Source organism: Pandoraea sp. 64-18 (genome assembly GCF_001899225.1).
Classification (GTDB): domain Bacteria; phylum Pseudomonadota; class Gammaproteobacteria; order Burkholderiales; family Burkholderiaceae; genus Pandoraea; species Pandoraea cepalis.
In genome coordinates this window covers 157,037-172,625 of record NZ_MKVU01000022.1, presented here as the reverse complement: position 1 = coordinate 172,625, position 15,589 = coordinate 157,037, and the positions used below count along the sequence as shown (strand labels likewise).

The following is a 15,589-nucleotide window of genomic DNA, read 5'->3' as shown; positions in this document are numbered from 1 at the left end:
CATCGGAAGATGTCCGGGGGCGTTGGCATTTCAAGCGAGGTTCAAACGGTTGCCGTCACCAGTTGATATCGACGCAGAGCACATGCAGGCCTTGCTTGGCGGGCGTGGCGATGGAGGCGGTCACGCACAGGTGAGCCTCGTTGATCGAGAGATAGGGCGAGGTGAAGTGTACTTCGCCGGGCGCGCGCATGGCATCGATGAAATAAGGTCGCCGTGCCCAGTTCGCCCCCTCCGAATGCAGCAGCGGACGGAAACGCTTGGCGCGCTGTGACGAATGGTTGTGCGGCAGCACGTTGTCGCCGATCTGGCGTCCGGCGGCATCGAGCAGGAAGCAGCGCGCGGCATCGGGCAGCGCGAGCAGGTCGTGTGTCGCGTGTCTGAGGTCCTGCCCCTGAGCCAAGTGGGCGGCGGCCGCCTCGATGCCCGCCACATACGGCGCAAGCCGCGCATGCTCGGCCCGCTCCCGCTCGACGAGTTGCGTGCGCAGCGCCGACGACAGCGCGTCCATGCGCTCGGCCGCGACCTTCGGCTGAACGGGGTCCACATCCGGCCCCGCGAAGTACAGCCCCTGCACGAAGTCGACGTTGCACTCCAGCGCGATGAGCGCTTCGCGATCCGTCGCGAGGCCGCCCATCATCACCAGTTGTCCCGATTCGTGCAACAGCGACACGAGCCCGGGCAGTACGCGTGCCAGATGCGATTGCTCGGTCGCCTGCGCCAGAATGCCGCGATCGAGCACCACGATGTCCGGGCGCAGATCCCACACCCGGTCGATGTTCGAATGCTTGGCCCCGAAGCCGCCCAGCGCGATCAGGAAGCCCGCCTTGCGCAGGCTGCCGACGATGGCGCCGAAACGCGGGGTGTCGCCGCCCGCCTGCTCGGGCACTTCGAGCACCACGCGTTGCGGCGACAGGCCGATGGCCTTGAGCGTGGCGATGAGTGCGTCGCCGTAGACAGTGTCCATCAGGGCGGCGGGGTGCAGGCTCAGGAAGAGCCACGCATCGCGGCCGTCGAATTCATGGAAGTTGCCCAGATGCAGCGATTCGGCCAGTCGGCCCAGTTCGAGCATGTCGCCGTGCCGCGCGGCCAGTGTAAAGACTTCGTGCGACGGGATGTGGCGACCTTGCGCGTCGTGCGCGCGCAGGGACGCGTGGTAGCCGATGGCGCGCCGGTGCGAGACCGAAAAAACCGGCTGGAAGACGCTGCAAATCGTGAAGTCGCCGTAGATGACGATGCGCCGGCCGTCTTCGGCCGCCGTCAAACGGGGCGGCAGCAAGCCGGGGGCGTCGAGATCGATCATGGTCATGGTAGGGACGGGCGCGGGGCAGCAGGGTTAAGTACAGGATAGATGAGCAAGAACCGTGCTCAAAGGCGCCCGGCGGCGCCGGCGCTATTGTCCCTGATTTTCCGCGATTTTTCGCCCGGGAGACGACGCATCGCACCAGCGTGCGTCGCCTTCGCACCAAATTGGGGCCTGGGCGTTAGGGCGCCCGGCATCGCGCCGCCGCCGGATGTCCGTCCCGGCGCGGCGGCGCTTGGCCCTTCAATGCTCGGTCACGCCGGCCCCGTGCCATACATTCTGGCGGCGCTGGCGGCTGCCGATCCACGCCGCGGACAGCGCGCTGATGAGGCCGGCGCAGAGTACGTAGATGCAGATCATCCACGGCTCCCCGCCATTCTTCTGCAACAGGTAGGTCGCGATGATCGGGCTCAGGCCGCTCGCGAAGATGCCCGAGAACTGGTAGACGAAAGAGATACCGGTGTAGCGGACCTTGGCGTCGAACAGTTCCGAGAAGAGGGCGGCTTCCGGTCCGTAAATCGAGGCGTAGATCACGCCCAGCGGAATCACGATGGACAGCCAGACGAGCATCACATTGCCGCCGCTCGCCTTCATCAACCAGAACCCGGCGAACGACGACAGGCCGGTTGCGAGCGAGCCCCAGAAGTAGATACGCGTGCGACCGATGCGATCCGACAGCTTGCCGAAGAACGGAATGGTGAAGATCATCACGAACGCGGCGGCCATCACGCCGGTGAGCGCTTCGGTCTGCGACAGCTTGAGCGTCTGCGTCAGGTAGGAGATCGAGAACACACCGAAGACGTTGAAAAACACGCCGTCGATGAAGCGCGCGCCCATGCCGGCCAGTACATTGCCCGGGCTGCGCATGAGGACTTCGGCAATCGGCATCTTGATCTCGGTGCCTGCCTTCTTGATCTTCGTGAACTCGGGCGTCTCCATCACGTTCAGGCGAATGTACATGCCGATGGCCACCAACCCCACCGAGAGGAAGAACGCTACGCGCCAGCCCCATGCCAGGAACTGGGCCGTGGTGAGGGTGTACGACAGCAGGGCAACCACGCCAGAGGCCAGGCACAGGCCGAGCGCGAGGCCCACCTGCGGAAGGCTGGCGTAGAAGCCGCGCTTCTCCTTGGGCGCATATTCGAATGCCATGAGCACCGCGCCGCCCCACTCGCCACCGAGCCCGATGCCTTGCAGCACCCGCAGCACGAGCAGCAACACCGGCGCCCACAGGCCGATTTGCGCGTACGTCGGCACCAGTCCGATGAGCATCGTGGCAATGCCCATGATGGTGAGTGTCATCACGAGCATGCTCTTGCGGCCGAGCTTGTCGCCGAAGTGCCCGAAGATCACGCCACCCAGCGGCCGGCTGAGAAAGCCCACGGCGAACGTGCCATAGGCGAGCATCGTCGAGACGAGGGGGTCACTGCCGGGAAAGTACAACTTGTTGAACACGATGCCGGCGACAACGCCGTACAGGAAAAAGTCGTACCACTCGATGGTGGCGCCGATAAGGCTGGCGACGACGACACGGCGCATCTGCCGGGCGTCGGTCTGCTTCGATGCATTCATGGTTGTCTCCGAATTTTGTAATGGTTGGGGCTGACGTGACTGGCTAAATGACGACGGCAACGCGTGCCGCTTCTGCTGGCGGCGCCTCGCTGCCGCGAATCTCCTGCATGCCCGACGCCTGCTTCCTGTCTTCGAGAATCATGTCGGCCGCTTTCTCGGCGATCATGATGGTCGGTGCATTCGTGTTGCCCGACACCAGCTCGGGCATGATCGACGCGTCCACGACGCGCAGCGCCGCAAGGCCGTGAACGCGCAGACGGTCGTCGACGACCGACATCGGGTCGTGACCCATCCGGCAAGTGCCCGCCGGGTGATAGATCGATTGGCTGAACTGGCGCGCGGCCTGAAGCAACTCGTCGTCGCTCTGATATTGCGCGCCCGGAATGAACTCGCTGATGATGTGCGGTGCGAGCGACGGGGCGGCGGCAATGCGGCGCGCCACCTTGATGCCGTCGATCACGACGCGATGGTCGCGCTCATCCGACAAATAGTTGGCGTGGATCGCCGGGTATTGCAGCGGATCGTTTGACCGGATCTCGACACTGCCCCGGCTGAACGGGCGCAATTGGCACACCGACGAAGTGAACGCCGAGAACCGGTGCGCACCCTTGCCCGGCTTGTCGGCCGAGAGCGGCTGCATGTGGAACTGGATGTCGGGACGCGTGAGCTCCGGGCGCGAGCGCGTGAAGATCGTCACCTGACTGGCGGCGAGCGTGAGCGGCCCCGTGCGGAACAACGCGTATTGCAGACCGATGAGCGCCTTGCGCAGCGGGTTGTTGACCTCGTCGTTGAGGGTGCGCTCGCGGGTCTTGAAAACCAGGCGCACTTGCAGGTGGTCTTGCAGGTTCCGCCCGACACCCGGTAACGCATGCCGTAGCGCGACACCGGCCTTCGCCAGCACCGTTGTCGGACCGATCCCCGAGTTTTGCAGCAACTGCGGCGACCCGATCGCCCCGGCCGCGAGAATGACCTCGACGCGCGCGCGTGCCTTCTTGCGCTCGCCGTTCTGCAGATACTCGACACCTACCGCACGCTTGCCTTCGAACAGCACGCGGCAGGTCTGCGCACGCGTCTCCACCACCAGGTTGCGACGCTCGCGCGCCGGCTTCAGAAAGCCCTTCGCCGTACTCCAGCGAAAGCCCCGGAACGCCGTCTGCTGGAAGTAACCGACACCTTCCTGCGTCGCGCCGTTGTAGTCCGCGTTGAATGGGATGCCGGTGTCGTTCGCGGCGGCGATGAAGTGTTCCGCGATCGGGCGGCGCAGGCGCAGATCAGACACCTTCAGCGGGCCGCCCACGCCGTGATACTCGTTGGCACCGTGCTCCTGATCTTCGGATTTGCGGAAGTACGGCAGCACGTCGGCATAGCGCCAGCCGCGATTGCCCAGTGCCGCCCAGTGATCGTAGTCTTCGCGCTGTCCGCGCACATAGAGCAGCCCGTTGAGCGAACTGGAGCCCCCCAGCACCTTGCCGCGCGGCCAGTCGATCTGACGATTGGCCACGTTGGCGTCGGCCTCGGTGCGATAGCACCAGTCGAGTTCGGGGTCGTGCATCGTCTTGAAATATCCAACCGGGATGTGAATCCACGGATTGCTATCGGGGCCGCCGGCCTCGAGCAGCAGCACCCGGTTTGCCGGGTCCGCGCTCAGGCGATTGGCGAGCACGCACCCGGCGGAGCCCGCACCGACGATCAGATAGTCGACCTCATGTTCCATACCACTTGTCTCCTGCCTCGCATCTGCTTCGAATTGGGTGAAACGATTTGTTTCGGATTGTTTCGATCCAATGTCGGCGAGCCGTACGTAAATGCCAAGCAAAAAACCGCGTGCGGCGGAGAACTGAAACGGATTTCGCGCTTGGCGTCTCAGAACGAGACGATTGCTGCAGCGCATCTGCGGGGTTTTACTAGGGGTTGGCGCGCGGACTCGATGCGTCGATCGACTGGGGTACCGCGAGGTTTGTCAGACAGCCCCGGGGTTATCCCGAAGCGGATAATCGTCAAATAATTGGTATATTTTGTTTCTTTTATTGTGTTGGTGGCGAGCAAGGAGGCGCAATGCGCGAGACGGTCACGCTGGAGGAGGGGGAGTTGCGCGCGAGCGACGAGGCGCGGAATCTGCGTGCGCTGGCCGTCATTGAACGATTGGCGATGGCCGGACAGCCCTACACGTTGTCGCAGCTCGCCACGCGTCTGTCGATTCCGAAGGCCACCCTCATGCGCCTGATCGAGGCGCTGGAGGTCTGCGGCTATGTCTCGCACGTGCCCGATTCGCGCGGATCGGAGCGAGGTCTGTCGTTGGGGCCGCGCGCGGCGCGACTGGCGCTGGTCACGCTGGCGAACAACAACTTCACACGTGCGGCACGCTCGTTGCTGCGCACGTTGGTCGATCGGGTCGGCGAGACCGTCAACCTGACAGCGCTCGACGGCGACGAGATTCTTTACATCGAACGGGTGGAGACGAACGAGCCGTTGCGCATGCAGATGCATCCGGGCATGCGTGTGCCACTGCATTGCACGGCGAGCGGCAAGCTGTTCCTGTCTCAGATGCCGGTGGCGGAACGGCGCGCCGTACTCTCGCGCCTGTCGCTCAAACGCATGACGCCGCGCACCATCACCGACGTGAGCCTGTTGGAGGCCGAGCTGGACCGGCTGGCCGCGCGCGGCATCGGCATCGATAACGAGGAATTCGTGCGCGGCATGGTGGCGGTGGGCGTGCCGGTGCGCGCGCTCGATGACGGCCACGTACGCGCGGTGCTCGCCGTGCATGGGCCGACGGCGAGAGTGACGCTGGAACAACTGCTGGCGCTGGCGCCCACGCTGCGCGAGACCGCGACGGCGCTCGCACCGCTGCTCGACTGGCAGCGGGCCGGCAAGGCGGAAGCGTTGGCGAAGCTGGCCGACGCCCGGGAGCAGCGCAGAGCGGTCTGACGTGTCAGAACGTCTTGGCGAGTTCCTTCGCGGCCTCCTGCAGGCGCGGCACGAACTCCATGGCCTTGGACAGCGACGTGCGCGAGACCGGGGCGTGCACGGCCACGGCGGCAATGCACGTGCCGTCGTCCTTGAGCACGGGCGCGGCCACACAGGCGATGCCCAGCACGAACTCTTCGTTGTCGACGGCAATGCCCTTGTGCGCAATGCGGTCGAGTTCGCTTTCCAGCAGTTCGGGGTCGGTGAGCGTGTTCGGCGTGAAGCGTTGGAGCTTCATGGCGCGCAGGAGGGCGGCGCGTTGCTCGCGCGGCAGCATGGCCAGCATCAGCTTGCCGCTCGCACTGCTGTGCGCGGGTACGTGCGACCCCGGTTTGAGATCGAGACGCAGCGGCCACGGCGCTTCCATGCGGTCGAGATAGAGCACTTCGGTCTCGTGCAGCATCGTGAGGTTGCACGTCTCGCCCAGATCGGCCACGAGACGGCCAAGAATCGCATGGCGCATGCGTCGAGCACCCGCCTGCATCATCACGCCCAGGCTCAGTTGCGCGAGGCGCGGGCCAATCACGTAGGCGTTCTTCTGCCCCGGCTCGCGAATCACCAGGCCACCCGCTTCGAGTGAGCCGAGCATGCGGTGCAGCGAAGCTTTCGGCATCTGGATGTCGTGCGCCATGTCGGCGAGCGAGACCGGTGCGTCGGCCGCGACGAGATATTCGAGCAACGCAAACGCCCGCAGGGTCGGGGTATCCGCCTTGTTGTCTGCAGGAGAGTCGAGCTGAAGTGCTGCGTCGTTCATATGCGCCGTTCCGGAAAATGGATCAGCGGTATTGTACCCAAACGGGCCATCGAACGGATTGAACGGCATGGGCTGGGTTCCGATGCGTTTCGGTTGGTTCAAATGTAGATGAGCCATCAGGCGTCGTCAATCAGTATTTTTATTTTTCGGAACGAATTGTTTCTAAAAATGGTTAACGTTATGATGCACCGAATTGGCTTTGGAACAGGAGAGGGACGTAATGGAGACCGCAACCCAACAACCGGATCGTCTGATCGATGCCCGCAGCGTATTCGGCATCGATACGGATCTGCAGGTGCCGGCGTTCGGCGAGCGCGATGACCATGTTCCCGAGATCGACACGGCTTACCGCTTCAACCCCGACGTCACGCTGGCGATTCTGGCCGGCTTCATGCGCAACCGGCGCGTGATGGTGCAGGGCATGCATGGCACCGGTAAATCCACGCACATCGAGCAGGTGGCGGCGCGGCTGAACTGGCCGTGCGTGCGAGTGAATCTCGACGGGCACATCAGCCGTCTCGACCTGGTGGGCAAGGACGCCATCGTCGTGCGCGACGGCCATCAGGTCACGGAGTTTCAGGAAGGCATCGTGCCGTGGGCGCTGCAACGCCCGGTCGCGTTGATCTTCGACGAATACGACGCCGGGCGTCCCGACGTGATGTTCGTGATTCAGCGCATTCTGGAGCGCGACGGCAAGTTCACGTTGCTCGACCAGAATCGCGTGATCCATCCGCACCCAGGCTTCCGCATGTTTGCCACGACGAACACCGTCGGCCTCGGCAACCTCAACGGCCTTTACCACGGCACACAGGTGCTCAATCACGCCCAGATCGACCGTTGGAATGTCGTGGCGACGCTCAACTATCTGTCGCGCGAGGACGAAGCGGGCATCGTGTTGGCGCGCGTGCCGGAACTGGACAACGGCGACGGGCGCACGCTCATCGACTCGATGGTGAGCGTGGCGGCACTCACGCGCAAGGGCTTCGCGACGGGCGATCTGTCCACGCTCATGTCGCCGCGCACGGTGATCAACTGGGCGGAGAACGTTGGAATCTTCCGCGATGCCGGGCTGGCCTTTCAGCTCACGTTCCTGAACAAGTGCGACGAGGCCGAGCGCGCCGTGGTGGCCGAGTATTATCAGCGCGCCTTCGGTTGCGAGTTGCCCACGAACGACGGCAGCCGGTCGCTGCTGGCCGATGCGTTATGACGATGTCCGAGCGCGAGGCGGCACGTCGCGCCGCGCGTGGCGAGGCGCTGTGCGCGGCGACGGTGCGCGCACTGACCGGCGACGCCGCGCTGCATTACAGCAGCGCGCGCCTGTGCCGGAACATGCGGCCGGTGCCGTTGCATGCCCCGCATCTGCAAACGCTGCCGGCACCCGCGGATCCGCTGGCGACGCTGCGCGGTGCAGCCGACGGCGCGGCGCTGCGGTTGCGGCACAGCGATGCGGCGTTGCATCGCCGCCTGCAACCGGACGCACCACTCGAGCGGCTGCTCTTCGAGCTGATGGAGCAATTGCGCTGCGAGACGTTCATCCCGGTGGGCATGCCCGGCGTGGCGAAGAATGTGCGCGATCGCTTCGAGGCTTGGTCGCGCGCGATGCACATCGCTGGCGTGGCCGACAGTCATGTCGGGCTGCTGCTCTATACCGTCGCCCAGATGGGCTGGTCGCGGCTCACCGGCTATCCGGTCATCGAGGACACGGAAGGTCTCATCGAAGCCACGCGAATGGCCATCGCGCCACAAATCGGCGGCGCCCTCGCGGGCATGCGCCGAACGTGTGCCGATCAGGCCGCCTTCGCCGTGTACGCGCGCGCGCTGGCCGCCGATATCGCGGGCCTGATTCGTGCCGCCGGCGCTGACCAGGCCGAGGGCGATGCCAAGGACGACGAGGACGAAAAAGGTGTGCGCAACGCGTTCTCGCTGTTTCTCGATATCGACGATCAGGAGGACGATGGCATCACGCTCGCGCATTCGGGCGATAGCCGCGTGCTCAAGGCGTCGGCGCAGGGCTACTGCGTATTCACCCAGCGTTACGACCGTGAGCTGTATGCCGGCACGCTCGTGCGCCGGGCGCTGCTGACGGAATTTCGCGAACGGCTCGACGAGCGCATCGTCGCGCAGGCGATCAACGTGCCGAGGCTTGCGCGCGCGCTCAAGGCGGCGCTGGCGGTGCCGCAGCGCGACGGCTGGTCGTTCGGCGAAGAGCACGGGCGTATCGACGGACGGCGGCTCGCGCAACTGGTCAGCTCGCCTGCCGAGCGGCGGCTGTTCCGGCTCGAAAAGCACACGTTGATTGCCGAGTCGATGGTGAGCTTGCTAATCGACTGTTCCGGGTCGATGAAGGCCCAGATCGAAGCGGTTGCGATGATTGTCGACGTCCTGTCGCGGGCGCTCGATGCGGCGGGCATCACCAACGAAATCCTCGGTTTCACCACCGGCGCATGGAACGGCGGACGCGCGCGCACCGATTGGCTCGCGCGCGGCAAGCCCAAGTTCCCGGGGCGTTTGAACGAAGTCTCGCATCTGATCTTCAAGGACGCCGTGACGAGTTGGCGCCGAGCCCGGTCCGACATCGCGTCGCTGTTCAAGGCCGATCTGTTCCGCGAGGGCGTCGATGGCGAGGCCGTCGAGTGGGCGTGCGAGCGGTTGCGCTCGCGCAGCGTCAACCGACGCCTGCTGATCGTGATTTCCGACGGCAGTCCGATGGACGCCGCCACCAACCAGGCCAACGACGACCACTATCTCGACCATCACCTGCGCGAAGTCGTGGCGCAACAGCAGGCGCTCGGCGATGTGGAAGTGCTCGGGCTCGGCGTGGGTCTCGATCTCAGCCCGTATTACCGGAACTCGCTGGCGCTGGACCTGACGTCGCCGCCCGACATGACGATGCTCTCGCGACTCGTCGACTGGATCGGCACTGGTGGTCGTCGCGCACACACTTAACCGCCGCCCGCGTTGTCGTCCCTAAGCCATTTCCATCAACGCGCTCACCATCAAATGGGTGCCCAACAGGATCAACGTGAGAAAGGCGAGACGCCGCGTTGTCACGCTCGAGAGCGGAGGCGGATAACGGCGTGCGAACAGGGTGGCGAACGTCACGACCGGTAGCGCGACGGCCGCCTGCCAGATCATCGACGCGGGCAACTGTCCCGCGAAGGCACTGTAGAGCGTGCGGATCGACGCCGTGACGGCGAACAACAGAATCAACGCACAACGAATCTGCACCAGGGTGAGCGGCTGGCGATAGAAATAGAAGATCAGCGGCGGCCCGGAAATGCCGAACATCCCGCTGAGCAATCCGCCGAAGATGCCGCTGAGGAAGAACCCCGTGTCGCCGGAGCGCTCGGTCTTCGGCGCGGGGCGCAGCGCCGAGCCAATACCTCCGTACAGCACGACCGCGCCGAGCAGCAGATGCAGCGCGTTCGACGCGGTGCCATTCAGGTAATCGAAGAGCAACACGCCGACCACGACCGATGGCAGGATGCCCAGGGTCGCCGCGCCTACCGCCCGCCAGTCGATGTGATGCAGCGTGCCCGGCAGCGCGAGGGCGCTGTTTATCAGCGTGACCAGACTCACCAGAATGGCCACGCTCGCCACCGGCGCCAGCCCGAACCCGCTGGCGCCGCCCAGAACGATCATGCCCAGCCCGAAGCCCGTGACCGTCTGGAAATACGTGGCGAAGCCCAGCAACAGCATCAACGGCAGGTAGGCCGCAATGGCGTGAAGCGTCATGGCCGGGTGGCGAGCGGCGAGGTTCCGGTGAGCTTGGCCTGGGCGGCCTGCGCCTGCACGCAGGTCACGCCGATCACGTAATAGATATCGTCGGCGCTGCAGCCGCGCGACAGGTCGTTGGCCGGCCGGTTCAGCCCTTGCAGGAGCGGGCCGATGGCTTTCGCTCCGCCGATGCGTTCCGCGAGCTTGTAGCCGATATTGCCCGCGTCGAGATTCGGGAAGATGAGCGTATTGGCATGGCCCTCGACTTGCGAGTGCACGACCTTGCGCTGGGCAATCTCGGCGACGATGGCCGCATCGAGCTGGACGTCGCCATCGATGGCCAGGTCCGGCCGCGCCGCTTGTACGAGATGGGTCGCCTGGACCACCTTGTCGACGGCCGCATGCTTCGCGCTGCCGCTGGTCGAGAACGACAGCATCGCCACGCGCGGTGGCTCCATGAGCAGGGCGCTGGCACTGTCGGCGGCGGCCAGTGCAATCTGCGCGAGCTGGGCGGCGTCGGGATCGACGACCAGGGCGCAGTCGGAAAAGATCAGGCCGCCCTTCATCGTATGGAACGGCTCGCAGAGCATCATCAGGAAGAAGCTCGACACGAGCTGGAACGACGGCTGCACCCCGATGATCTGTATCGCCATGCGTACCACGTCGGCCGTGGTGTTGACCGCGCCGGCGACGGAGCCGTCGGCGTGGCCGAGTCGCACCATCATGTTGGCGAAGCCCAGCGGCGCGCGCATCTCCTCGACGGCTTGCTCACGCGTCATGCCCTTTTTGGCGCGCATGCCGTACCAGGTCTCGGCGAAGGCATCGGTTAGCGGCGACGTGGCCGGATCGATCAGTTCCATGCCGGCCAGGTCGATGTGCGCCGCCTCGGCCGCACGTTGTGTCTTGCCGATGTCGCCAACGAGCAAGATGCGGGCGATGCCCTCGCGCGTGGCCCGTGCGGCGGCGGCGAGCACCCGCTCGTCTTCCGATTCGCACAGCACGATGCGCATCGGTGCGTGGCGCGCCGTGTCGATAATGCGATGGATGGCTTTCATGATGTCGATGTCAAAAAAAAGAAAGCGCCCCCGGCACCCACAGAGCCGGGAGCGCTGTCACACGAACGACCTCGACGACGTTAGACGTAGTCCTTGTACTTGTCGAGCATGCGCACCGGCTTGGCCAGCGCGTCGCGACGGAACGGGTCGCCCAGCTCGCGGGTACACATGATTTCGATGATCGTCGTCTTGCCGTGGTTCATCTGCAGGTCGATGGCCTTCTTGAGCGCCGGACCCACGTCTTCCAGACGATCGACCACGATGCCCTCCGCACCCATCGCGCGGGCGATGTTGGCAAAGCTCGGGCTATCGAGTTCGCCCGCCACGAAGCGGCGGTTGTAGAAGTCGACCTGGTTCTTCTTCTCCGCACCCCACTGACGGTTGTGGAAGACCACGGCCGTGACCGGAATGTTGTGACGCACGCAGGTGAGCGTTTCCATCAGGCTCATGCCCCAGGCGCCATCGCCGGCATACGAAATGGCCGGACGGTGCGGCGCGGCAACTTTCGCGCCGATGATCGTCGGGAACGCGTAGCCGCAATTGCCCCAGCTCATGGCCGCGAAGAAGCTGCGCGGCTTGTTGAAGCGCAGGTAGCTGTTCGCCACCGAGTTGATGTTGCCGATGTCGGTCGACACCATGACGTCTTCCGGCATGGCCTTTTCCAGCTCGCGCAACACCTGGCGCGGATGCAGATACTCGCCGCCGTTGAACGTGCGCTCTTGCTTCTGCTCTTCGATCATGTCGAGGCTGTACGGATCGCGCTCGTGGGTCCACTCGTCGAGTTCCTTCTCCCACGCGGCCTTCTCCGTGGCGATCTGGTCGGCGCGGGCGGCACGCGTGGCATCGCACGCGAGGGTGCGCTCGGCCAGACGCTGCGACAGCGCAATGGCGGCAGCCTTCGCATCGCCGCAGATACCGACCGAGATCTTCTTCACGAGGCCGAGCATCTTGTGATCGGCATCGATCTGGATGATCTTCGCGTTCTTCGGCCAGTAGTCCATGCCGTGCTGCGGCAGCGTGCCGAACGGTCCGAGGCGTGAGCCGAGCGCCACGACCACGTCGGCCTGCGCCAGCAGCTTCATGGCGGCCTTCGAGCCTTGATAGCCGAGCGGGCCGCACCACAGCGGATGGTTGGCCGGGAACGAATCATTATGCAGATAGCTGTTCACGACCGGCGCGCCCAGACGTTCGGCGAGCGCCTTGCACTCTTCGATGGCGTCGCCCATGACCACGCCGCCGCCCGAGATGATGACCGGGAACTTGGCTTGCGCGAGCAGTTCGGCCGCTTCGTTCAGGCGCTCGTCGCCGCCTGCACCACGATCGAGACGTTGCGGACGCGGAATCTCGGCCTTGATCTGGCCGTAGAAATAGTCACGCGGAATATTGAGTTGCGTCGGGCCCATTTCGGCCATCGCGCGGTCGAAGCAGCGGCCGGTGAATTCGGCCATGCGGGCCGGGTGGGTCACGTGGCCCTGGTACTTCGTGAATTCCTGGAACATCGGGAGCTGCTTGGCTTCCTGGAAGCCGCCGAGGCCAATGCCCATCGTGCCGGCTTCAGGCGTGACGATCACGACCGGGCTGTGTGCCCAGTAAGCGGCGGCAATCGCCGTCACGCAGTTGCTGATGCCCGGGCCGTTCTGTCCGATCACGACACCGTGACGGCCCGAGACGCGAGCGTAGCCGTCGGCCATGTGGCCGGCGCCTTGCTCATGCACCACCGGAATCAGACGAATGCCGGCCGGCGCGAAGATGTCCATCGCATCCATGAAGGCCGAGCCCATGATGCCGAACATCTCGCTCACACCGTTGGCGACCATTGTTTCGACGAAGGCTTCAGACGGCGTCATGGCCTGCGGGCCACCGTCGGAGGCGGTCAGTTGTTGGGTGGCCGTAGCCGAATCTTTGGCGCTCATGGATGTCTCCAGTGAAAAATAAACGGAACAAATAATTCCGATTTAGTTGTGTAAGTGGAAATTTAGGCGAAGTATCTACCGTGGTCAATCAGTATTTTTATTATTTGGTACGTTTTGTATTGAAAAATGAGATTAACGACGACAGGGCCATGGATCCACGAGATGTCGGGGGCGTCTTAGAGCGCCGGGCGGTCTTTGCGGAAGGCGTTTTTCACTTCGATCTTGCCGTCGCGCAGGGTGAAGACGTCGACCATGCGGGCCTCGACGCGGGTGCCATCGGCTTTCGTGCCACGAAACGTCGATTCGGACACGCCGCGATTGCCGGTGACGAAATGCACGCCCTCGGTCCACGATGCGTCGGGGAAGGTCTCCCACGCGGACTGGAACGCGGTGCGCACGGCGTCACGGCCTTCGAAGGTGCGGCCCATCATGTCAGGGCCGGCGACGGCGTGGAATACGCAGGTATCGGTCATGCAGGCCATGAGGGTGTCGATGTCGTGCCGGTTCCAGGCGTCATTGAAGGTCGTGAGCAACTGGATGTCGGTGGAGTCGTGTTGAGTCGTCATGGCAAATTCCAGAAAAGGCAAAGAGGCAAAGGGTTCAACGCGCTTCGTCTTGCGCGTGATACTTCTGATAGAGGAAGCGCTGGCCGATGCGGCGGAACGGCGCGAAGCCCTGCCACTGCACGGCGCCGAACACGTTCGGGTATTGGAGGGCCGAGTCGTAGATCGGCAGGTTCCACGACGGATCGCGCTCTCCGGCAATGCGTTGTGCGAGGCGGCGACCGGCATGCGCGGAGAACGACACACCGTTGCCGCCGTAACCCACTGCATAGAAGAGGCTTTGTCGCGGATCGGGCTGTGTCACGCGCGGCATCATGTCGTGGCTCACGTCGACCCAGCCCCACCACGAATAGTCGATGCGAATGCCGCGCAGCGCCGGAAACTTGCGGTGCAGGCCTTCGACGAGCACCGCCATGTGCTTCGGATTCTGTGCGTCGGCACCGGTGATCGAGCTGCGGCTGCCGATCTGCACGCGGTTGTCGGGCAGCAGACGGTAGTAGTAGCGCAGCGTGCGCGTATCGGTAATGACTTCGTGGGTGCGGAAGTTCGTCGCGGCGAGTTCGTCGGGCGTGAGCACGCGCGTCACCAGCGAGTTCGACAGAATCGGCATGATCTTGGCGCGCAGGGCCTTCGTCACGTCGTTGCGCGTGTAGCCGCCAGTCGCGAAGGCGACGGCTTTGGCGCGCACCACCCCGCGCGGCGTGCGCACGTGATGCACACCGTTGATCGTCTGCACATCCAGCACGGGTGTGGACGGATGCACGCGAGCGCCGAGGGCGCGGGCCATGCGCAGATAGCCGAACGCGAGCTTGAGCGGGTGCACGCCGATGCCGTCGGGCTCGTGCATCGCGCCGCAGTTTTCCTGGTCGTCGACATACTGCTCGCGAACGTCGTCGCGCGAGAGGATGCGCGTGTCGTAACCGAAAACGTCGTGCATGACCTTGGCTTCGTTGCGCAGGAATTCCATCTTGCGATCGCGGTGCGCGATGTAGAGATGGCCGCCCGGTTGAGGCTCGCACTCGGGCACTTCGGCGATGAGCGACTTGAACGTATTGAAGCCCTCGCGAATTTCGGCATCGAGACGCAGGGCCGTTTCCTTGCCCCAACGCGCGATCCATTGCGAGCGATAGAGTCGTCCGCTGGCGTTTTGTCCCTGGCCGCCGTTGCGGCTGGTACAGCCCCAGCATGTGCGGTTCGCTTCGAGCACCATGGCGCGAATGCCGTGCTCGCGAGCGAGGAACAGCGCGGTCGCCAGACCGGTGAAACCGGCACCGACGATGACCACGTCGACATCGGCATCGCCGGGCAGCGGGCCGTCGTCTTCGGGCGCATCGCCCGCGGTGGCGACCCAGTAAGTGGGCGCGTAGTCCATGCCGAGGCCGGGGCTGGCCGAGACTAGCGGATCGTAGAGGGGATCGTATGGCGCAGCTTCGGAGCGACGATCCAGCGCGAAGGTTTCAATCGTACCCACGGTAGGCTCCTGACGGAAATGTGACCATACTGCCAAGAACATTTTGCCGCGATTAGTACCACCGCCGCTTTGTGATGGTGCCAGTGAAAAGCGGCACCGTTGCAGCGTTTTCGCGGGTCGGTGAGCGCCTCTCTGGCACCACATTTTTGTCTCATGTGGCTCTAAACGGCGCGAATTTTGGCTGTGGATACTGGGCCAGAAAACCGGCCTCTGATCGTCATTCGGCGATGCGGGCCACGTGTGCGCCGCAGTGGCCGGTGCACACAAGCCGATCAAC

12 protein-coding genes are annotated in these 15,589 nt (G+C 64.4%); 3 read left to right on the top strand and 9 right to left on the bottom strand.

Translation table 11 applies throughout. The annotated features are described in order from the left end of the window. Positions 1-55: 55 nt before the first annotated feature. From BGP02_RS21065 to BGP02_RS21055, 3 genes are all read right to left on the bottom strand, one after another. Positions 56-1,306 (bottom strand): EAL domain-containing protein, encoded by a 1,251-nt coding sequence (locus tag BGP02_RS21065; protein ID WP_017231497.1) that lies wholly within the window; start codon positions 1,304-1,306, stop codon positions 56-58. A 237-nt stretch (positions 1,307-1,543) separates the two neighbouring features. Further along, complete coding sequence (locus BGP02_RS21060) at positions 1,544-2,872, bottom strand: MFS transporter (protein ID WP_130024879.1); 1,329 nt, start codon at positions 2,870-2,872, stop codon at positions 1,544-1,546. Positions 2,873-2,915: 43 nt separating this feature from the next. After that, positions 2,916-4,586 carry a GMC family oxidoreductase gene (locus BGP02_RS21055; protein ID WP_150562368.1) on the bottom strand — a complete coding sequence of 557 codons (1,671 nt, stop codon included), beginning with the start codon at positions 4,584-4,586 and terminating at the stop codon, positions 2,916-2,918. 341 nt (positions 4,587-4,927) lie between these two features. Here BGP02_RS21055 and BGP02_RS21050 point away from each other — a divergent pair, with 341 nt between their 5' ends. Continuing rightward, positions 4,928-5,800, top strand: coding sequence for an IclR family transcriptional regulator (locus tag BGP02_RS21050; protein ID WP_286799189.1), 873 nt, complete (start codon positions 4,928-4,930; stop codon positions 5,798-5,800). 4 nt (positions 5,801-5,804) lie between these two features. Here the strand turns inward: BGP02_RS21050 and BGP02_RS21045 are convergent, their stop codons facing one another. Further along, positions 5,805-6,593 carry an IclR family transcriptional regulator gene (locus tag BGP02_RS21045; RefSeq protein WP_130024881.1) on the bottom strand — a complete coding sequence of 263 codons (789 nt, stop codon included), beginning with the start codon at positions 6,591-6,593 and terminating at the stop codon, positions 5,805-5,807. A gap of 220 nt (positions 6,594-6,813) precedes the next feature. Here BGP02_RS21045 and BGP02_RS21040 point away from each other — a divergent pair, with 220 nt between their 5' ends. After that, complete coding sequence (locus tag BGP02_RS21040) at positions 6,814-7,800, top strand: AAA family ATPase (RefSeq protein WP_286799188.1); 987 nt, start codon at positions 6,814-6,816, stop codon at positions 7,798-7,800. Beyond that, positions 7,797-9,539 carry a cobaltochelatase CobT-related protein gene (locus tag BGP02_RS21035; protein WP_286799187.1) on the top strand — a complete coding sequence of 581 codons (1,743 nt, stop codon included), beginning with the start codon at positions 7,797-7,799 and terminating at the stop codon, positions 9,537-9,539. Before BGP02_RS21040 ends, BGP02_RS21035 begins: the two co-directional genes overlap by 4 nt. A gap of 21 nt (positions 9,540-9,560) precedes the next feature. On the opposite strand, the gene BGP02_RS21030 is transcribed toward BGP02_RS21035, so the two are convergent. The 5 genes from BGP02_RS21030 to BGP02_RS21010 form a co-directional block, all read right to left on the bottom strand. Continuing rightward, a complete protein-coding gene (locus BGP02_RS21030) occupies positions 9,561-10,328 on the bottom strand; it encodes a sulfite exporter TauE/SafE family protein (protein ID WP_017235480.1) in 768 nt (255 codons plus the stop codon). After that, positions 10,325-11,365: a phosphate acetyltransferase gene (pta, locus tag BGP02_RS21025; RefSeq protein ID WP_017235481.1), complete on the bottom strand. Its 1,041-nt coding sequence runs from the start codon at positions 11,363-11,365 to the stop codon at positions 10,325-10,327. The genes BGP02_RS21030 and pta overlap by 4 nt, the downstream gene beginning before the upstream one ends. A gap of 80 nt (positions 11,366-11,445) precedes the next feature. Further along, positions 11,446-13,278, bottom strand: coding sequence for a sulfoacetaldehyde acetyltransferase (gene xsc, locus BGP02_RS21020; RefSeq protein ID WP_017235482.1), 1,833 nt, complete (start codon positions 13,276-13,278; stop codon positions 11,446-11,448). A gap of 176 nt (positions 13,279-13,454) precedes the next feature. Then, positions 13,455-13,844, bottom strand: coding sequence for a nuclear transport factor 2 family protein (locus BGP02_RS21015; RefSeq protein ID WP_286799186.1), 390 nt, complete (start codon positions 13,842-13,844; stop codon positions 13,455-13,457). Positions 13,845-13,878: 34 nt separating this feature from the next. Further along, positions 13,879-15,312, bottom strand: a complete 1,434-nt coding sequence (locus tag BGP02_RS21010; RefSeq protein ID WP_017235484.1) for an NAD(P)/FAD-dependent oxidoreductase — start codon at positions 15,310-15,312, stop codon at positions 13,879-13,881. Positions 15,313-15,589 lie beyond the last annotated feature (277 nt).

Excerpts from the sequence above, each read along its gene's own strand:
- BGP02_RS21065 (WP_017231497.1), bottom strand. The coding sequence starts at position 1,306 with ATGACCATGATCGATCTCGACGCCCCCGGCTTGCTGCCGCCCCGTTTG.
- BGP02_RS21060 (WP_130024879.1), bottom strand. The coding sequence starts at position 2,872 with ATGAATGCATCGAAGCAGACCGACGCCCGGCAGATGCGCCGTGTCGTC.
- BGP02_RS21055 (WP_150562368.1), bottom strand. The coding sequence starts at position 4,586 with ATGGAACATGAGGTCGACTATCTGATCGTCGGTGCGGGCTCCGCCGGG.
- BGP02_RS21050 (WP_286799189.1), top strand. The coding sequence starts at position 4,928 with ATGCGCGAGACGGTCACGCTGGAGGAGGGGGAGTTGCGCGCGAGCGAC.
- BGP02_RS21045 (WP_130024881.1), bottom strand. The coding sequence starts at position 6,593 with ATGAACGACGCAGCACTTCAGCTCGACTCTCCTGCAGACAACAAGGCG.
- BGP02_RS21040 (WP_286799188.1), top strand. The coding sequence starts at position 6,814 with ATGGAGACCGCAACCCAACAACCGGATCGTCTGATCGATGCCCGCAGC.
- BGP02_RS21035 (WP_286799187.1), top strand. The coding sequence starts at position 7,797 with ATGACGATGTCCGAGCGCGAGGCGGCACGTCGCGCCGCGCGTGGCGAG.
- BGP02_RS21030 (WP_017235480.1), bottom strand. The coding sequence starts at position 10,328 with ATGACGCTTCACGCCATTGCGGCCTACCTGCCGTTGATGCTGTTGCTG.
- pta (WP_017235481.1), bottom strand. The coding sequence starts at position 11,365 with ATGAAAGCCATCCATCGCATTATCGACACGGCGCGCCACGCACCGATG.
- xsc (WP_017235482.1), bottom strand. The coding sequence starts at position 13,278 with ATGAGCGCCAAAGATTCGGCTACGGCCACCCAACAACTGACCGCCTCC.
- BGP02_RS21015 (WP_286799186.1), bottom strand. The coding sequence starts at position 13,844 with ATGACGACTCAACACGACTCCACCGACATCCAGTTGCTCACGACCTTC.